We start from the raw sequence: 15,724 nt of genomic DNA on the forward strand, positions 1-15,724 counted from the left end.
GTTTGATCGTCGTCTTTGACGTGCGAAATCCGGCAGTAGATGGCCGCCGGTTCCCCTGTCCAGTCGGTACGACTGCGTTTTTCCCGCTACGACCCGGCTATTCGGGCCAGCCTGCGGAGCCGTTCCGAGTCGTCGTTGACCTGCGAATCCTCGTTGACCGGGTCCATGAGAAAAGGCTATGAAGAAGTTATGACTACGCTCAAGTCCAAGTTGAAGGAAGACCTCACCGCGGCGATCAGGGCGCGCGACGAACTGCGCTCCGCCACGCTCCGGCTGACCCTCGCCGCGATCACCAAGGAGGAGGTCTCGGGCAAGACGGCCCGCGAGCTCTCCGACGACGAGGTGCAGAAGGTGATCGCCAAGGAGGCGAAGAAGCGCCGTGAGGCCGCCGAAGCCTTCGCTCAGGGAGGCCGTCCCGAGCAGGCCGAGCGGGAGCAGGCCGAGGGCGTGCTGCTCGACGCGTACCTGCCGCAGCAGCTGACCGACGACGAGCTCGGCGCGATCGTCGCGCAGGCCGTCGAGGAGGCGAAGGCCGCCGGCGCCGAGGGCCCGCGCGCCATGGGTGCCGTCATGAAGATCGTGAACCCGAAGGTGGCGGGGCGCGCCGAGGGCGGCCGGGTGGCCGCCGTGGTGAAGCAGCTCCTCGCGGGCTGACGGAGGTTACGAGAAGGGGGACCCGGCCACCGGCCGGGTCCCCCTCATCGTGTCCTGTGCGCGCGAAATCCTCCGCGCGGCAACCGTCCTACGGCCAGTTGCCGCCGCCGCCGTTCCCCTGGCCGCGGTTGTTACCGCCACCGATCAGGTCCGGCGGGATCGAGATCCCGGGCCACGGCTGCTGCCCGCCATTGGTCTGGCCGCGGTTGTCGCCGGGCTTGCCGCCCGGCTTCCCCTTGTCGTCCTTCTTCGGCGGGTCCGGGATCACGACGCTGTTGAACGCGGGAGCGGGCTGCCCGTCCAGGGCACCGGTCATCGCGTCCTTCCAGATCGGTCCGGGGACCTGACCGCCGAACACCTTGGCGTGGAACTGACCGCCGATGGTGATGTTCTCCATCTTCACCTGCTGGCTGGGGCTGCCGACCCAGACAGCCCCGGACAGGTTCGGGGTGTAGCCGACGAACCAGGCGTTCCTCCGGCCGTCCGTCGTACCGGTCTTGCCCGCGTTGTCACGGCTCTGGAGACCGGCCTGCTGACCCGTACCGGAGTCGACCACTCCGCGCAGGAGTGTGTTTATGGTGTCGGCCGTCCGCTCGGTCATGGCCTTGCCGCAGGTGGAAGCCGGCACCTCGAGGCTCTTGCCGTCGGCCGTACTGATGGACTCGATGGCGGTCGGGGTGCAGTAGGTACCGCGGTTGGCGAAGGTCGCGTACGCGTTGGCCATGGTCAGCGGCGAGATGCCGGTGGAGCCCAGGGTGAGCGGGGAGGGCTCCTCGGGGAGCTTCTTCCCGTTGCCCTGCACCACGCCGAGCTTCTGGGTCATCTCCATGACCGGGCACAGACCGATCTCGCCGATCATCTGCACGAAGTAGGTGTTGACCGACTTCGCCATCGCTTCCTTGAGGGCGTACGGACCGACCTCGGCCTTGTTCTCGTTCTCCAGGCGCTGCTTGTTGTCGAGGTTGACCCACGGCTTTCCGCTGCAGGTCGGGATCGACGACGGGTAGGGCATCTGGTACGGCGCCGGATACATCTGCGTCGGCGGCTTGCCCTGCTCGATGGCCGCCGAGGCGACGAAGGGCTTGAAGGTCGAGCCGACCGGGAAGCCGTAGTTCGAGCCGCCCATGCCTCTGTTGACCGAGTAGTTTATCTGGGTCTCGGTCTTGCCGAAGCCGTACGGCCTGGACTGGCCCATCGCCATGATCTTGCCGGTGCCGGGCTGGACCATCGTCACCGCGGTGGCGACATTGTCGGTCTGGCGGACGTGTTTCTTGATCGATTGCTGCGCCGACCGCTGTGCCTGCGGATCCAGCGTCGTCTTGATCGTCAGACCGCCCTGGTTCCAGACCTTGGCCCGGGCCTCCGGGGTCTTCCCGAAGACCGGGTCGGAGAGGAACACCTCGCGTACGTAGTCGCAGAAGAAGCCCGAACCGTTGACCGCCGTGATGCAGCCGTTCTTCGGCTTGCTGACCTTCAGCTTGATCGGGGTCGCCATCGCCTGCTCGGCTTCCGCCCCCGTGATGTCGCGGACTTCGGCCATGCGCTGCAGCACGATGTTGCGGCGCTTGGTCGCCTCCTGCGCGTCATTGACCGGGTCGTAGCGGCTGGGGGACTGGACGATGCCCGCGAGCATCGCCGCCTCCTCCAGCTTCAGGTCCTTGGCCGCCTTGGAGAAGTAGCGCTGGGACGCCGCCTCGATGCCGTACGCCTGCTGCCCGAAGAAGGTGATGTTGAGGTAGTTCTCAAGGATCTTCTTCTTGCCCAGCTCTTCCTCGACCTGGATCGCGAACTTGAGCTCCTGGATCTTGCGGCCGAGTGTCTGCTGGGTGGCCCGGGCGACCTTGTCGGGGTTGTCGCCGGCCTCCTCGACGAAGACGTTCTTCACGTACTGCTGGGTGAGGGTGGAGGCGCCCTGGGAGACGCCGCCCGTCTGGGCGTTGCGGTTCAGCGCGCGCAGGATGCCCTTGAGGTCGATCGCGCCGTGCTCGTAGAAGCGCGAGTCCTCGATCGCGACGATCGCTTTCTGCATGTACGGGGAGACGTCCTTGATCGGCACCACCGTGCGGTCACGGGAGTAGACCGTGGCGATCCGACCGCCCTTCGAGTCCAGGATGGAGGTGCGCTGGCTGAGCGGCGGCGTCTTCAGGTTGGCGGGGATCTCGTCGAATCCCTCGACCGTTCCCTTGGCGGCGAGCCCCAGCGCGCCGGCGGCGGGCAGGGCGATGCCTGCCAGCACCGCTCCGGAGAGCACGCTGACACCGAGGAACTTGGCGGCCTGCTGGGTCCCGCTCAGACCTCCGGAGCGCTTCTTTGGCATGGGGGCAGCCTACGTTCTCATTCGCCGGACACGCGTACAGGCCTTGGCCTAAGCTGCTCTCAACTGTCACAGCAGTGCGGTTCTGCATCAAGACCCCCCACCACTCCCGCTGTACCCGAATCTGGCGGGCCCTTGTCCGATTCCGCCCCATGCGTCGTTCGACGTCCGCTGTGACCCAACTGAACTATCCCGCTTTGTCGGGATAGCCGTGTATGCCCTCAGCTCACTCCCCTGGGTGATCTGCCGCGTACGCATAGTCCGTTCGGGCCATTCAAGATTGGGCCCGAAGGGGGTGTTGCGCTGTGCCCACCTTCCGTAACGTCCTCAACTGGCAGCGGTGAATATGCCGCTGCCGCCGTGGGGGAGCCTCGATTCGGGAGAGGACGGCGCCGGCATGGGCTGGGTAACCGACTGGAGTGCGCAGGCAGCCTGCCGCACTACCGATCCGGATGAACTGTTCGTACAAGGGGCAGCGCAGAACAGGGCCAAGGCGGTGTGCACCGGTTGCCCGGTGCGGACCGAGTGCCTTGCCGATGCCCTCGACAATCGCGTCGAGTTCGGCGTATGGGGCGGTATGACCGAGCGGGAGCGGCGCGCATTGCTGCGCAGGCGTCCCACGGTCACCTCCTGGCGCAGACTGCTCGAGACCGCGCGTACGGAGTACGAGCGCAGCGCGGGCATCCTGCCCGTGGGCCTCGACGACGACGAGACATACGAGACGTACGCGGCGGTGGGCTAGCTCTGCCGTTGTGCTACGAAGCTCCGGCCGGAGCAGGACCACCGGTCGCGAGCCGATCACCGATGGCCCGCAGGCCGGCGAGATCGTGTACATCGCCGGGCAGCGCGGGCACTTGGGCCACCGCCACCTCGGGGTGGAGCGCGGTGAAGCGGTCGCGCGTTCGCCGTTCGCGCGCGAGCACCTGCATCCGTTCGGCGTGCAGGCGCAGCAGACCTGACGTCAGCTGTTCTGTGGTGTGATCGATGGCATCCGTGTGATCCACGGCATCGGTGTGGGCCACGGGCGGGGATTCGGGAGAGGCGGCCGCGGCGTCACGCACACCAGCCTTCCCGTGCCTCTGATCCACAATGCGGCCCTCGTCAAGATTTTCTGCCGCGGCAAGCGCCCGCTCGGCCGACAGCCGGGCGGCGCCGCTGCCATGAACCCGGTTGAGGACCAGACCGGCCAGCGGCATCTCCTCCGCCGCCAGCCGCTCCACGAAGTACGCCGCCTCCCGAAGCGCGTCCCGCTCCGGCGCCGCGACCACGAGGAACGCTGTACCGGGGGCCTGCAGCAGCCGGTAGGTGGCGTCGGCCCGGGTGCGGAATCCGCCGAACATCGTGTCCATCGCGGCCACGAAAGTCTGTACATCCCGCAGGAGTTGACCGCCGAGCAGTTTGCCGAGCGTGCCGGTCATCATCGACATGCCGACATTGAGGAACTTCATCCCCGCCCGGCCGCCCATCTTCGCCGGGGCCACCAGCACCTTGATGAACTTGCCGTCCAGGAAGGAACCGAGGCGCTTGGGCGCGTCCAGGAAGTCCAGCGCGGAACGCGACGGCGGGGTGTCGACGACGATCAGGTCCCACTCGCCGCGGGCGCGCAGCTGGCCCAGCTTCTCCATCGCCATGTACTCCTGCGTGCCCGCGAAACCGGCCGACAGGGACTGGTAGAAGGGGTTCTCCAGGATCGAGCGGGCCCGCTCGGCGTCCGCGTGCGCCTCCACGATCTCGTCGAAGGTCCGCTTCATGTCGAGCATCATCGCGTGCAGTTCGCCCTCTCCCTCCACGCCCTTGACCCGGCGCGGGGTGTTGTCGAGGGAGTCGATGCCCATGGACTGGGCGAGCCTGCGGGCCGGGTCGATGGTGAGGACGACGACCTTGCGGCCGCGCTCAGCCGCCCGTACGCCAAGAGCCGCCGCGGTCGTCGTCTTGCCGACGCCGCCGGCCCCGCAGCACACGATGATCCGGGTGGCGGGGTCGTCGATCAGCGGGTCGATCTCGAGAGCGGCGGACGCGTCCAGGGTCATGAGCCGTTCCCTTGCTTTCGAAGTTCCTTCGCCAGTTGGTAGAGCCCGGCCAGGTCGACTCCCTCGCTCAGCAGGGGGAGTTCGTACGCGGGCAGGTCGAGGCCGGACAGCGCCGCCCGCTGCTCGCGCTCCAGCTCGACACGCTGGGCGTGGTCGGCGGCCTGCTCCAGGAGCGGTGTGACGAGCTTCGCCGCGCCGCTGACGCCTGCCGTCGTGAGCGCCTTGGCGATGTCCGTGCGCCGGTCGCCCGCCGCACTGCGCACCGCCTCCTCGTCGAGGAGGTGCGGGCGCACCATGTTCACGATCACCTTGCCGACGGGGAGGTCGGCGGCGCGCAGCTCGGCGACGCCGTCGGCGGTCTCCTGGACCGGCATCTCCTCGAGCAGCGTCACCATATGGACGGCCGTCTCGGGGGACTTGAGGACACGCATCACGGCCTGGGCTTGATTGTGTATCGGGCCGAACTTGGCCAGGCCCGCCACCTCGTCGTTCACGTTCAAAAAACGGGTGATGCGGCCGGTGGGCGGGGCGTCCATCACCACGTAGTCGTACGCGAACGTCCCCTGCTTCGTCTTGCGGCGTACGGCTTCACAGGCCTTGCCGGTCAGAAGTACGTCCCGCACACCGGGTGCGACGGTCGTCGCGAAGTCGATCGCGCCGAGCTTCTTGAGGGCACGACCCGCGCTGCCCAGCTTGTAGAACATCTGGAGGTAGTCGAGGAGCGCGCGCTCGGCGTCGATGGCCAGCGCGAACACCTCGCCGCCGCCCGAGGAGACGGCGATTTTCCGCTCCTCGTACGGAAGCGCTTCCGTCTCGAAGAGCTGCGCGATGCCCTGCCTCCCCTCGACCTCGACGAGGAGTGTCCGCTTTCCCTCCGTCGCGAGGGCGAGCGCGAGAGCGGCGGCGACCGTCGTTTTACCGGTCCCGCCCTTGCCGCTGACGACCTGGAACCTGCTCACGTATTCGAGCCTAACCAGTCGGGCCGCCGCCTACGCACGAGGCTGCCTGCGGGCTGCGTCACGCGGGCTGCCCTTCGGTGCGACTACAGTCGGCTCCATGACCAAGTGGGAATACGCGACCGTGCCCCTTCTCGTGCACGCGACCAAGCAGATTCTGGACACCTGGGGCGAGGACGGCTGGGATCTCGTCCAGGTCGTTCCCGGGCCGAACAACCCCGAGCAGCTCGTGGCGTACCTGAAGCGGGAGAAGACCCCGTGAGCGACGCACGCACGGCTGCCGGGCCGCAGTCGAACACGATGCCTGCACCTCTGCGCCGCGTGGGCGGAGAAGCGATCGAAAGGGCAGGGGCATGAGCGGTGTCGTCGACGCGAAGCTCGCCGAGCTCGGGCTGACGCTGCCTGAGGTCGTGCCGCCGCTTGCCGCGTATCAGCCGGCTGTGGTCTCGGGTGTGTACGTCTACACCGCGGGCCAGCTCCCGATGGTGGAGGGCAAGCTTCCGGTCACCGGCAAGGTGGGCGGCGAGGTCACGCCGGAGGAGGCCAAGGAACTCGCCGGCATCTGTGCGCTGAACGCGCTGGCCGCCGTGAAGTCGGTCGTCGGCGATCTGGACCGGGTCGCGCGAGTTGTGAAGGTTGTCGGCTTCGTCGCCTCGGCCTCGGACTTCACCGGCCAGCCCGCCGTGCTCAACGGCGCGAGCGAGCTGCTGGGCGCAGTGTTCGGCGACAAGGGTGTGCACGCGCGCAGCGCGGTGGGCGTCGTGGTGCTGCCGCTGGACGCTCCCGTCGAGGTCGAGATTCAGGTGGAGCTCGTCCAGGACTGAACCCCGGGACCGGATTACGGGACTGCCCCTGTGAGAACCCCGGGACTGGACCCTGGTGCCGGATCGGTGGCCGAGCCTCCGGGACCGGACCCCAGGACTTGACCCGGGACCGAACCGCCGGACTGGACTGAACTGCCGGACCGAGCCCTCGGGACTGAACCGCCGGTCAGCCTGCATATGGCCCCGTGCCTGCCGATTCTCCGGCGGGCGCGGGGCTTTGTTCGTCTGTGGCAATCCCTTGCAGCGCTCTTGACGTGGACGCGTCGGCTGGTGTGATCTGTCCATGGTTAGGAATGTTTCCTAACCATCTGAACTGCCGTACGTACCCATCTCCCTCGTCCCCCAACGAAAGTGGGAGGGATCCGTGGCACCAATCCCCCGTCGGTCGCGCAGAGCGATCGGCGTTCTCGTGGCTGCGGCCACCGCAGCGTTAACCGTGGCCTTACCGACCCTGAGCAACGCCCAGCCCGCCGCCCCCACAAAGGCATCCGTAAAGGCGTCCGCAAAGGCAGGGGTCGTCAAGGCCGCACCCGTCCGCTACGAAGCGGAAGCGGCGACCATCTCGCAGGGCGCCGCCGAGTCCAACCACGCCGGCTTCTCCGGCACCGGTTTCGTCAACTACGCCAATGTCGCCGGTGGCTATGTGGAGTTCACCGTCAACGCCCCGGCGGCGGGCAGCGCCACCCTGGCGCTCGGTTTCGCCAACGGCACCACCGGGAACCGCCCGCTGGACATCTCCGTCAATGGAGCCGTCGCCGCCCGCAACGTGGCCTTCCAGCCCACCGACGCCTGGACCACCTGGTCCTCCGTCGCCACCACGGTCACGCTCAAGGCCGGTGCCAACACCGTCCGGGCCACCGCCGGCGCAGCCGAGGGCGGCCCCAACCTCGACTTCATCGACGTCACACCCGCCGACGGCCAGGCAGGCACGGACTACGAGGCCGAGTCCGGGACGGTCTCCCAGGGCGCCGTCGAGTCCAACCATGCCGGCCACTCCGGCACCGGATTCGTCAACTTCCAGGCCGTGACGGGCGCGTATGTGGAGTTCACCGTCGACTCCGCGCAGGCCGCGGCCTCGAAGCTGGACTTCCGCTACGCCAACGGCACCACCGCAGGCCGCCCGCTGGACATCACCGTGAACGGCGCCTCGGTGGCCGACGACCTCGCCTTCCCCGGCACCGGAGCCTGGACCACCTGGAAGACCGTCAGCGTCAGCGCGGCCCTCAAGGCGGGTACCAACAAGGTCCGCGCCACCACGGCAGCGGGCGACGGGCCCAACCTGGACAAGCTCACGGTCACCGCGAACGGCCCGGCCGACACCGAGAAGCCGACGCCCCCCGGGAACCTGCGCAAGGACAAGGAACCGACGGCGTCCACCGTCTCACTGGCCTGGGACGCGTCCACCGACAACGTCAGGGTCACCGGTTACGACATCTACCAGCACGGCCAGCTGATGGAGCAGGTCGACGAGAACACGCTCGCCGCCACGGTGGAGAACCTCGGCCCGGAGACCTCGTACGACTGGACCGTCTTCGCCCGTGACGCGGCAGCCAATGTCTCGGCCGCGAGCAACGCCGTCACCATCGCCACGCTGCCCGCCCCGCCGGACAACGAGCCGCCGAGCGTCCCGGGCAGCCTGCGCTCCACAGGCAAGACCGCGACCAGCGTCGATCTCGCCTGGAACGCTTCTACGGACAATGTGAAGGTCACCGGTTACGAGATCCACCGCGACGGCGCGGCCGCCGGAACCGCCGACTCGACCTCCACGACCATCGCGGGTCTGAAGGCCAGCACGGCGTACAAGTTCAAGGTCAGGGCCTTGGACCTGAAGGGCAACAGGTCCGCCTTCAGCCCGGAGATCACCGTCACCACCGGCGGCAGCCAGCCCGGCGGTGTCCCCGACCCCGGCAATGTCTCGACCCTCGCCGGCGGAGTGGACGTCGGCTGGGGACTGGGCTTCCTGCCCGACGGCACCGGCGTCTACACCGAGCGGAACACCTTCAACGTCTACAAGCTCACCAAGGCGGGCCAGAAGACCCTCCTCGGCAAGGTGCCCAACTCCCAGACCACAGGCGGCGAGGGCGGCCTGATGGGCATCGAGATCAGCCCCAGCTTCAACACCGACCACTATCTGTACTTCCTGCACACCTCCTCGGACGGCAACCGCCTCGCGCGGATGAAGCTGGAGAACAACGCCCTGAGCGGCTACACGGTCCTGCTCGACGGCATGGAGAAGAGCCGCTTCCACAACGGCGGACGGCTGCGCTTCGGCCCGGACGGCAAGCTGTACGCATCCATGGGTGACGCCCAGAGCAGCAGCCAGGCGCAGAACAAGAACTCCCTGAACGGCAAGATCCTCCGCATCAACCAAAACGGCTCCATCCCTTCGGACAACCCGTTCGGCAACGCCGTCTGGTCGCTCGGTCACCGCAACCCGCAGGGGCTCGACTTCGACTCCAAGGGCCGGCTGTGGCAGGCGGAGTTCGGCAACAGCAACATGGACGAGGTCAACCTCATCCAGAAGGGCGGCAACTACGGCTGGCCCAACTGCGAGGGCACTGCCGGTGACTGCTCGGGCTATATAGCGCCGAAGAAGACCTGGTCGACCGCATCGGCCTCACCCAGCGGCCTGACGATCATCAACGATCATGTCTTCGTCGCGACGACGAGGGGCGAGCGCGTCTACCGGCTGCGCATCGACTCCAGCAGCAACCTGGTCGAGCAGAAGACGTACTTCCAGGGAACGTACGACCGGCTGCGCACGGTCGAGGTCGACCACGACGGCGACATCTGGCTCACCACGTCGACCGACAAGGACGGCACGAACGGCAACGACCGGATCCTGCTGATCGACATCGTCTACTCGGGCGGTAACCCGCAGCCCGGAGATTTCAAGCTGACCAGCAGCGCCTTCAACGACAACGCCACCATCCCGGCCAGGTACACCTGCGCAGGGGACGGCACGGCGGGCCAGGATCCGTCGCCGCCGCTGACCTGGGGCGCGGGAAGTTCCGGGGCGCGGAGCTACGCGGTCGTCCTCGCCGACGTCGCGAACGGCGGCAACAAACTGCACTGGGCGATCTGGGACATTCCGGCGGCGCACCTCGCCCTGCCCGAGGGCCTCGGGTCGGGCTTCGACGTCCCGGGGCAGGAGGGCGCGAAACAGAAGGCCATGGGCAGCGGGGCCAACGCGCAGAAGTTCTTCGGACCCTGTCCGGGCGGTTCCACACACCCGTACACCTTCACGCTGTACGCGGTGAACGCGGCGACCGTGCCGGGGCTGACCTCGGGGTCGTCCATGGCCCAGATCGAAACGGCGATCAAGAACGCGAGTACCGCGAATGTGAAACTGCGCGGCAACTCCAACGCCGGTACGTGACGGATGGTTCGAGGGGCGGAGTGCCTGGCCGCCCCTCGAACATCCCGACGGATGCGCATAGCATCCGTCCATGTCCCATGGTCAGTGGTACCCACCGGAGTGGCCGGACCGGATTCGTGCGCTCGCGAGCGGTGAGCTCACCGCCGTATCGCCGAAGCGGGCCGCGACCGTGATGCTGTTGCGCGACACGCCGGACGGCCCCGCCGTCCACATGCTGCGCCGACGCGCCTCCATGGCCTTTGCCGGAGGCGCGTACGCATATCCGGGCGGCGGCGTCGACCCGCGCGACGACGACCACTTGGTGCGGTGGGCGGGCCCCTCGCTGGACGACTGGGCGGCCAGGCTGGGCACCGGTCCGGCCGAGGCGCAGGCCATTGTGTGCGCGGCGGTCAGGGAGACGTACGAGGAGGCGGGCGTCCTGCTTGCGGGCCTCACGCCCGACACGGTCGTCGGCGACACGACGGGCGACGACTGGGAGGCCGACCGCAAGGCGCTGGTCGACCGGGACCTCTCCTTCGCGGACTTCCTGGACCGGCGGGGCCTGGTGCTGCGCTCGGACCTGCTGGGCGCGTGGGCGCGCTGGATCACCCCGGAGTTCGAACCGCGCCGCTACGACACGTGGTTCTTCGTGGCCGCGCTGCCGGAGGGACAGCGGACGCGCAACGCGTCGACGGAGGCGGACCGCACGGTCTGGATCCGCCCGGCGGACGCGGCGGCCGGCTACGACAAGGGCGATCTGCTGATGATGCCGCCGACGGTCTCGACGCTGCGGGGGCTGCAGCGGTACGGAACGGCAGCCCAGGCGCTGGCGGCGGCGGGGGAGCAGGATCTCACTCCCGTACTGGCGAAGGCGCGGCTGGAGGGCGGGGAGCTGGTGCTGAGCTGGCCGGGTCACGACGAATTCACCAAGCACGTGCCGACGGGCGCGAGGGGCGGCAACACGGCGGAGGGCGAGCGATGACTCAAGCCGCCCCGTCCCGCCGCCACACCGGAGGTGTGCGATGACCGACGCCGCAGCCCTGCCGGGGCAGCCCCGTGGGGGCGTGCTCTCCGGGCCCGCCACCGCACGGGCCGTCAATGTCCTCGCGCCCAACGCCTCCCCGATGACCCTCGACGGCACCAACACCTGGATCGTCTCCGAGCCGGACTCCGAGCTCGCCGTCGTCATCGACCCCGGGCCGCTGGACGAGATACACCTCCAGGCCGTCATCGCCACAGCCGAGAAGGCGGGCAAGCGGGTCGCCCTGACCCTCCTCACCCACGGCCACCCCGACCACGCCGCGGGAGCCGTGCGCTTCGCCGAGCTGACGCGGACGAAGGTCCGCGCACTCGATCCGGCGCTGCGGCTCGGCGACGAGGGGCTCGCGGCCGGGGACCTCATCACCACCGGCGGGCTCGAGCTCCGCGTCGTCTCCACCCCCGGCCACACCGCCGACTCGCTCAGCTTCCATCTCCCCGCCGACCGGGCCGTGCTGACCGGCGACACGATCCTGGGGCGGGGCACGACGATCGTCGCGCACCCGGACGGGCGGCTCGGCGACTACCTGCATTCGCTGCGCAGGCTGCGCTCGCTGACGGTCGACGACGGGGTGCGCACGGTGCTGCCGGGCCATGGTCCCGTACTCGACGACGCACAGGGGGCGGTCGAGTTCTATCTGGCGCACCGGGCGAGCCGGCTCGCCCAGGTGGAGACGGCGGTCGAGGCCGGCCATGTCACGCCGGCGGACGTGGTCGCCCATGTGTACTCGGACGTGGACAGGTCGCTGTGGCCGGCTGCCGAGCTGTCGGTGCGGGCGCAGCTGGAGTATCTGCGCGAGCACGGCCTGATCTGAAACCGCCCACGGGCCCCCAGGCGTCGGATGCCTTGACCCATGCTTTACGCTCCGCTTATTTCTGGCATCCGTTCCTGGGGGGGACCACGTGTTTGTCCTGTTCATCGTGCTCGTCATCGCCGCGGCCGTGATGTATTTCGCGGCCCGCGGCAGTGAGCGCCGCGGTCTCAAGCTCGGCGCCCTCGGGGCGCTGATAGCCGGCCTGTTCGCCGGGATCTCCAGCTGTGTGCACATAGTCAGCGCCTACGAGGTCGGCGTCCCGGTCACCTTCGGCAAGGTCGGCGCGCCCATGAACTCCGGGGTGAACCTCACTTCGCCGTTTACCAACGTCACCACGTTCTCCACCCGCCCGGTGGACCTCAACCTCTCCGACAAGGACGTGGTCGAGGTGCGCTCCTCGCAGGGCGGTGTGATGTACGTGGAGCTCACCGTGAAGTGGGCGGTGACCCCGGCCAAGGCCATCGACCTCTACAAGCTCGCCGGCAGCGAGGACGCCATCCAGCAGCGGCTGGTCTACCCCGACAGCCGCGAGATCATCCGTAACGTCTTCGCCCGCCACACCAGCGAAGAGGGCTACACGTCGGCCCGCGAGAAGATCAACAGCGAGATCGCCGACCTGATCAAGGAGCGGCTGGCCCCGCGCGGCATCGACGTCACCACTGTCAACCTGCGCAATGTGAAGCCGTCCGACCGGCTGCAGGACCAGATCGACCGCAAGATCCAGCAGCAGCAGGCGACGGAGCGGGCGACGGAGGCGGCGCGCACCGCGAAGGCGGAGGCCGAGCGCCGCAGGATCGAGGCCGAGGGCATCGCCAGGGCCAACAAGATCCTGAACGAGTCCCTCACCGACAAGGTGCTCACCAACCAGTGCATCGACGCCTTCAAGGAGGCCGCGGCGAAGCATCCGGTGTACGCGGTGCCGTGCGGCGGCGGCAGCGGGAACCCGCTGATCGTCGACGGCTCGAAGAACTGACGTCGTACGCATGTGAAAGGGCCGCCCCGGTCGACTCCGGGGCGGCCCTTTCCGCTGCGGTTTCTGCTTCCGCCGCGTACGTCAGTTGCTCAGTGCGCTTCGGAAGCGCACATCGGCGCGAGTCAGCGTGAACGCTTGGCGAGGCGCTCCACGTCCAGCAGGATCACGGCACGTGCCTCCAGCCGCAGCCAGCCGCGCTGGGCGAAGTCGGCCAGCGCCTTGTTCACCGTCTCGCGGGAGGCGCCGACCAGCTGGGCCAGCTCCTCCTGGGTGAGGTCGTGGACGACATGAATGCCTTCCTCCGACTGCACGCCGAAGCGGCGCGACAGGTCGAGCAGCGCGCGGGCCACGCGGCCCGGCACGTCGGAGAAGACCAGGTCGGACATCTGGTCGTTGGTCTTGCGCAGTCGGCGGGCGACCGCGCGCAGCAGCGCGGTGGCCACCTCGGGGCGTGCGTTCAGCCAGGGCTGGAGGTCGCCGTGGCCCAGGCCGAGGAGTTTGACCTCGGTCAGCGCACTGGCGGTGGCGGTGCGCGGCCCCGGGTCGAAGAGCGACAGTTCGCCGATCAGCTCGCCCGGGCCGAGGACGGCGAGCATGTTCTCGCGGCCGTCGGGGGACGTGCGGTGGAGCTTGACCTTGCCATCAGTGACCACGTACAGGCGGTCGCCGGGGTCGCCCTCGTGGAAGAGAGCATCGCCACGGGCGAGGGTCACTTCACTCATCGAGGCGCGGAGCTCCGCGGCCTGCTCGTCATCGAGCGCCGCGAAGAGCGGGGCGCGCCGCAGAACGTCGTCCACGAGTTCTCTCCTTGTCGACCTGCTCAGGGGACCGTGGCCCCCATGATGCCGGACCACGCTGTGCTGGTCCGGAGGACAACCCTCGGACCCCCGGCAGTAAAAATTCGTGCGATCAGTCACAACAAGTTTGACGCACGGGAGCGCGTGTTCGTACGGCAGGGGCCCGATTGGGTCCTGATTACCAGTGACCGGGGCGGATGTCAGTGGTGGCCCGTAGGCTGACCGGGTATCCAATTCGCCGGTGAGAGCGCAGGCCAAGGGGGCTGGGAGAGTGTCCGGAAAGCAGAATTCCGCTGTGGGCGAACAGTCCTCGCCCGGCCCTAAGAAAGCGGCAAAAGCCCCCAAACCGGAATCGCGGCTGGCGATGATCCGCCGCGCACGCCGCATCAACAGGGAGCTGGCCGAGGTCTATCCGTACGCCCATCCGGAGCTCGACTTCCGAAATCCCTTCGAGCTGCTGATCGCCACGGTCCTGTCCGCGCAGACGACGGACCTGAGGGTGAACCAGACCACGCCGGCGCTCTTCGCGAAGTACCCCACCGTGGAGGACCTCGCCGCCGCGAATCCCGAAGAGGTCGAGGAACTCATCCGCCCGACCGGCTTCTTTCGCGCCAAGACCAAGTCGATCATGGGACTCGCGACCGTCATCCGGGACGACTTCGGCGGCGAGGTACCCGGCCGCCTCGAGGACCTGGTGAAGCTGCCCGGAGTGGGCCGCAAGACGGCGTTCGTGGTCCTTGGCAATGCGTTCGGCGTGCCCGGCCTCACCGTCGACACCCATTTCCAGCGCCTCGTGCGCCGCTGGAAGCTGACCGAGCAGGAAGACCCTGTGAAGATCGAGGCCGAGATCGCCGCGATCTTCCCCAAGAGCGAGTGGACGATGCTCTCGCACCGGGTGATCTTCCACGGCCGCCGGATCTGCCACGCCCGCAAACCGGCCTGTGGCGCGTGCCCGATCGCGCAGCTCTGCCCTTCGTACGGAGAGGGCGAGACGGACCCTGTGAAGGCGCAAAAGCTGCTCAAGTACGAGATGGGCGGACAGCCGGGCCAGCGCCTGAACCCGCCCCCGGACTACCCGGGCAAACCGGCTCTGCCTCTGGGGGCGACCGAGTGACCTCGCGCGTCGTACGACGCACGGAACGATCCAGGCGCCCCACGGCGTTGTGAATGAGGGGGTGCCGATGATGCGCGCTGAAAAAGAGACGTACGACCGCGATGTGGCCGTCACGACCGACGGCCTGCCCGACTGGCTCGACCCCGTCGTGCGCGCCGCGGACACCCTCGAGCCCCAGCAGCTCAGCCGCTTCCTGCCGCCCGAGAGCGGCCACGGCCGGCAGTCCGCCGTCCTGATCCTGCTCGGCGAGGGCGCCGAGGGCCCCGAGCTGCTGCTCATGGAGCGCGCAGGCAGCCTCCGTTCGCACGCCGGGCAGCCCTCCTTCCCCGGCGGCGCGCTCGACCCCGAGGACGGCGACCCGGCCACCACAGGGCCGCTGCGTGCCGCGCTGCGCGAGGCCCAGGAGGAGACCGGCCTCGACCCTGCGGGCGTCCAGCTCTTCGGCGTGCTGCCCAGGCTCTACATTCCGGTGAGCAGTTTTGTCGTCACGCCCGTACTTGGATGGTGGCGCACCCCGAGCCCGGTCGGTGCGGTGGATCTCGCCGAGACCGCGCGGGTCTTCACCGTGCCGGTGGTGGATCTCACGGACCCGGCCAACCGCGCGACGGCCGTTCACCCAAGCGGCCACACAGGACCTGCGTTTATGGTCGAGGGAGCTCTGGTCTGGGGCTTCACCGCCGGTGTGATCGACCGCATTCTGCACTTCGCGGGCTGGGAACGACCATGGGACCGCGCCAAGCAGGTGCCGCTGGACTGGCGCTCATGACAGGCTGACCCCGTGCCGCGCCCCTCGGGGCGCGGCATTGAAGGCGGCTCGGCAGCGGGCGGCCAGCCCAGCCGGACGGAGCAAC

At 68.6% G+C, this 15,724-nt stretch carries 14 protein-coding genes; 10 read left to right on the forward strand and 4 right to left on the reverse strand.

Annotation, left to right across the window (positions count from 1 at the left end; genetic code table 11):
• Positions 1-189: 189 nt before the first annotated feature.
• Positions 190-654 carry a GatB/YqeY domain-containing protein gene (locus J7E87_RS27635; protein WP_215097263.1) on the forward strand — a complete coding sequence of 155 codons (465 nt, stop codon included), beginning with the start codon at positions 190-192 and terminating at the stop codon, positions 652-654.
• Positions 655-742: 88 nt separating this feature from the next.
• Here the strand turns inward: J7E87_RS27635 and J7E87_RS27640 are convergent, their stop codons facing one another.
• Positions 743-2,971: a transglycosylase domain-containing protein gene (locus J7E87_RS27640; RefSeq protein WP_215097264.1), complete on the reverse strand. Its 2,229-nt coding sequence runs from the start codon at positions 2,969-2,971 to the stop codon at positions 743-745.
• Between the two features lie 394 nt (positions 2,972-3,365).
• On the opposite strand from J7E87_RS27640, the gene J7E87_RS27645 reads away from it, so the two are divergent.
• On the forward strand, positions 3,366-3,710 hold the full coding sequence (locus J7E87_RS27645; RefSeq protein WP_177149633.1) for a WhiB family transcriptional regulator: 345 nt from the start codon (positions 3,366-3,368) through the stop codon (positions 3,708-3,710).
• A 13-nt stretch (positions 3,711-3,723) separates the two neighbouring features.
• On the opposite strand, the gene J7E87_RS27650 is transcribed toward J7E87_RS27645, so the two are convergent.
• Positions 3,724-4,998 carry an ArsA family ATPase gene (locus J7E87_RS27650; protein ID WP_215097265.1) on the reverse strand — a complete coding sequence of 425 codons (1,275 nt, stop codon included), beginning with the start codon at positions 4,996-4,998 and terminating at the stop codon, positions 3,724-3,726.
• A complete protein-coding gene (locus J7E87_RS27655; RefSeq protein WP_215097266.1) occupies positions 4,995-5,957 on the reverse strand; it encodes an ArsA-related P-loop ATPase in 963 nt (320 codons plus the stop codon). The genes J7E87_RS27650 and J7E87_RS27655 overlap by 4 nt, the downstream gene beginning before the upstream one ends.
• 97 nt (positions 5,958-6,054) lie before the next feature.
• Here J7E87_RS27655 and J7E87_RS27660 point away from each other — a divergent pair, with 97 nt between their 5' ends.
• The 6 genes from J7E87_RS27660 to J7E87_RS27685 all read left to right on the forward strand — a co-directional run bounded on the left by J7E87_RS27660 (position 6,055) and on the right by J7E87_RS27685 (position 12,962).
• A complete protein-coding gene (locus J7E87_RS27660) occupies positions 6,055-6,216 on the forward strand; it encodes a DUF4177 domain-containing protein (protein ID WP_215097267.1) in 162 nt (53 codons plus the stop codon).
• A gap of 91 nt (positions 6,217-6,307) precedes the next feature.
• Complete coding sequence (locus J7E87_RS27665) at positions 6,308-6,778, forward strand: RidA family protein (protein ID WP_215097268.1); 471 nt, start codon at positions 6,308-6,310, stop codon at positions 6,776-6,778.
• A gap of 436 nt (positions 6,779-7,214) precedes the next feature.
• Positions 7,215-10,157, forward strand: a complete 2,943-nt coding sequence (locus J7E87_RS27670) for a PQQ-dependent sugar dehydrogenase (protein WP_308313096.1) — start codon at positions 7,215-7,217, stop codon at positions 10,155-10,157.
• Positions 10,158-10,227: 70 nt separating this feature from the next.
• Positions 10,228-11,118 carry an NUDIX hydrolase gene (locus tag J7E87_RS27675; protein WP_215097270.1) on the forward strand — a complete coding sequence of 297 codons (891 nt, stop codon included), beginning with the start codon at positions 10,228-10,230 and terminating at the stop codon, positions 11,116-11,118.
• Between the two features lie 40 nt (positions 11,119-11,158).
• Positions 11,159-11,989, forward strand: coding sequence for an MBL fold metallo-hydrolase (locus J7E87_RS27680; protein ID WP_215097271.1), 831 nt, complete (start codon positions 11,159-11,161; stop codon positions 11,987-11,989).
• 88 nt (positions 11,990-12,077) lie between these two features.
• Positions 12,078-12,962: a prohibitin family protein gene (locus tag J7E87_RS27685; protein ID WP_215097272.1), complete on the forward strand. Its 885-nt coding sequence runs from the start codon at positions 12,078-12,080 to the stop codon at positions 12,960-12,962.
• Between the two features lie 122 nt (positions 12,963-13,084).
• Here J7E87_RS27685 and J7E87_RS27690 read toward each other — a convergent pair whose 3' ends face one another.
• Complete coding sequence (locus J7E87_RS27690) at positions 13,085-13,759, reverse strand: Crp/Fnr family transcriptional regulator (protein WP_215097273.1); 675 nt, start codon at positions 13,757-13,759, stop codon at positions 13,085-13,087.
• Between the two features lie 271 nt (positions 13,760-14,030).
• On the opposite strand from J7E87_RS27690, the gene nth reads away from it, so the two are divergent.
• Both nth and J7E87_RS27700 read left to right on the forward strand, forming a co-directional pair.
• On the forward strand, positions 14,031-14,873 hold the full coding sequence (gene nth, locus J7E87_RS27695) for an endonuclease III (protein ID WP_215097274.1): 843 nt from the start codon (positions 14,031-14,033) through the stop codon (positions 14,871-14,873).
• 70 nt (positions 14,874-14,943) lie between these two features.
• Positions 14,944-15,639 (forward strand): CoA pyrophosphatase, encoded by a 696-nt coding sequence (locus J7E87_RS27700; protein WP_374195239.1) that lies wholly within the window; start codon positions 14,944-14,946, stop codon positions 15,637-15,639.
• Positions 15,640-15,724: the final 85 nt, after the last annotated feature.

This window comes from Streptomyces sp. ISL-1 (genome assembly GCF_018614585.1).
GTDB classification, from domain to species: Bacteria; Actinomycetota; Actinomycetes; order Streptomycetales; family Streptomycetaceae; genus Streptomyces; species Streptomyces maoxianensis.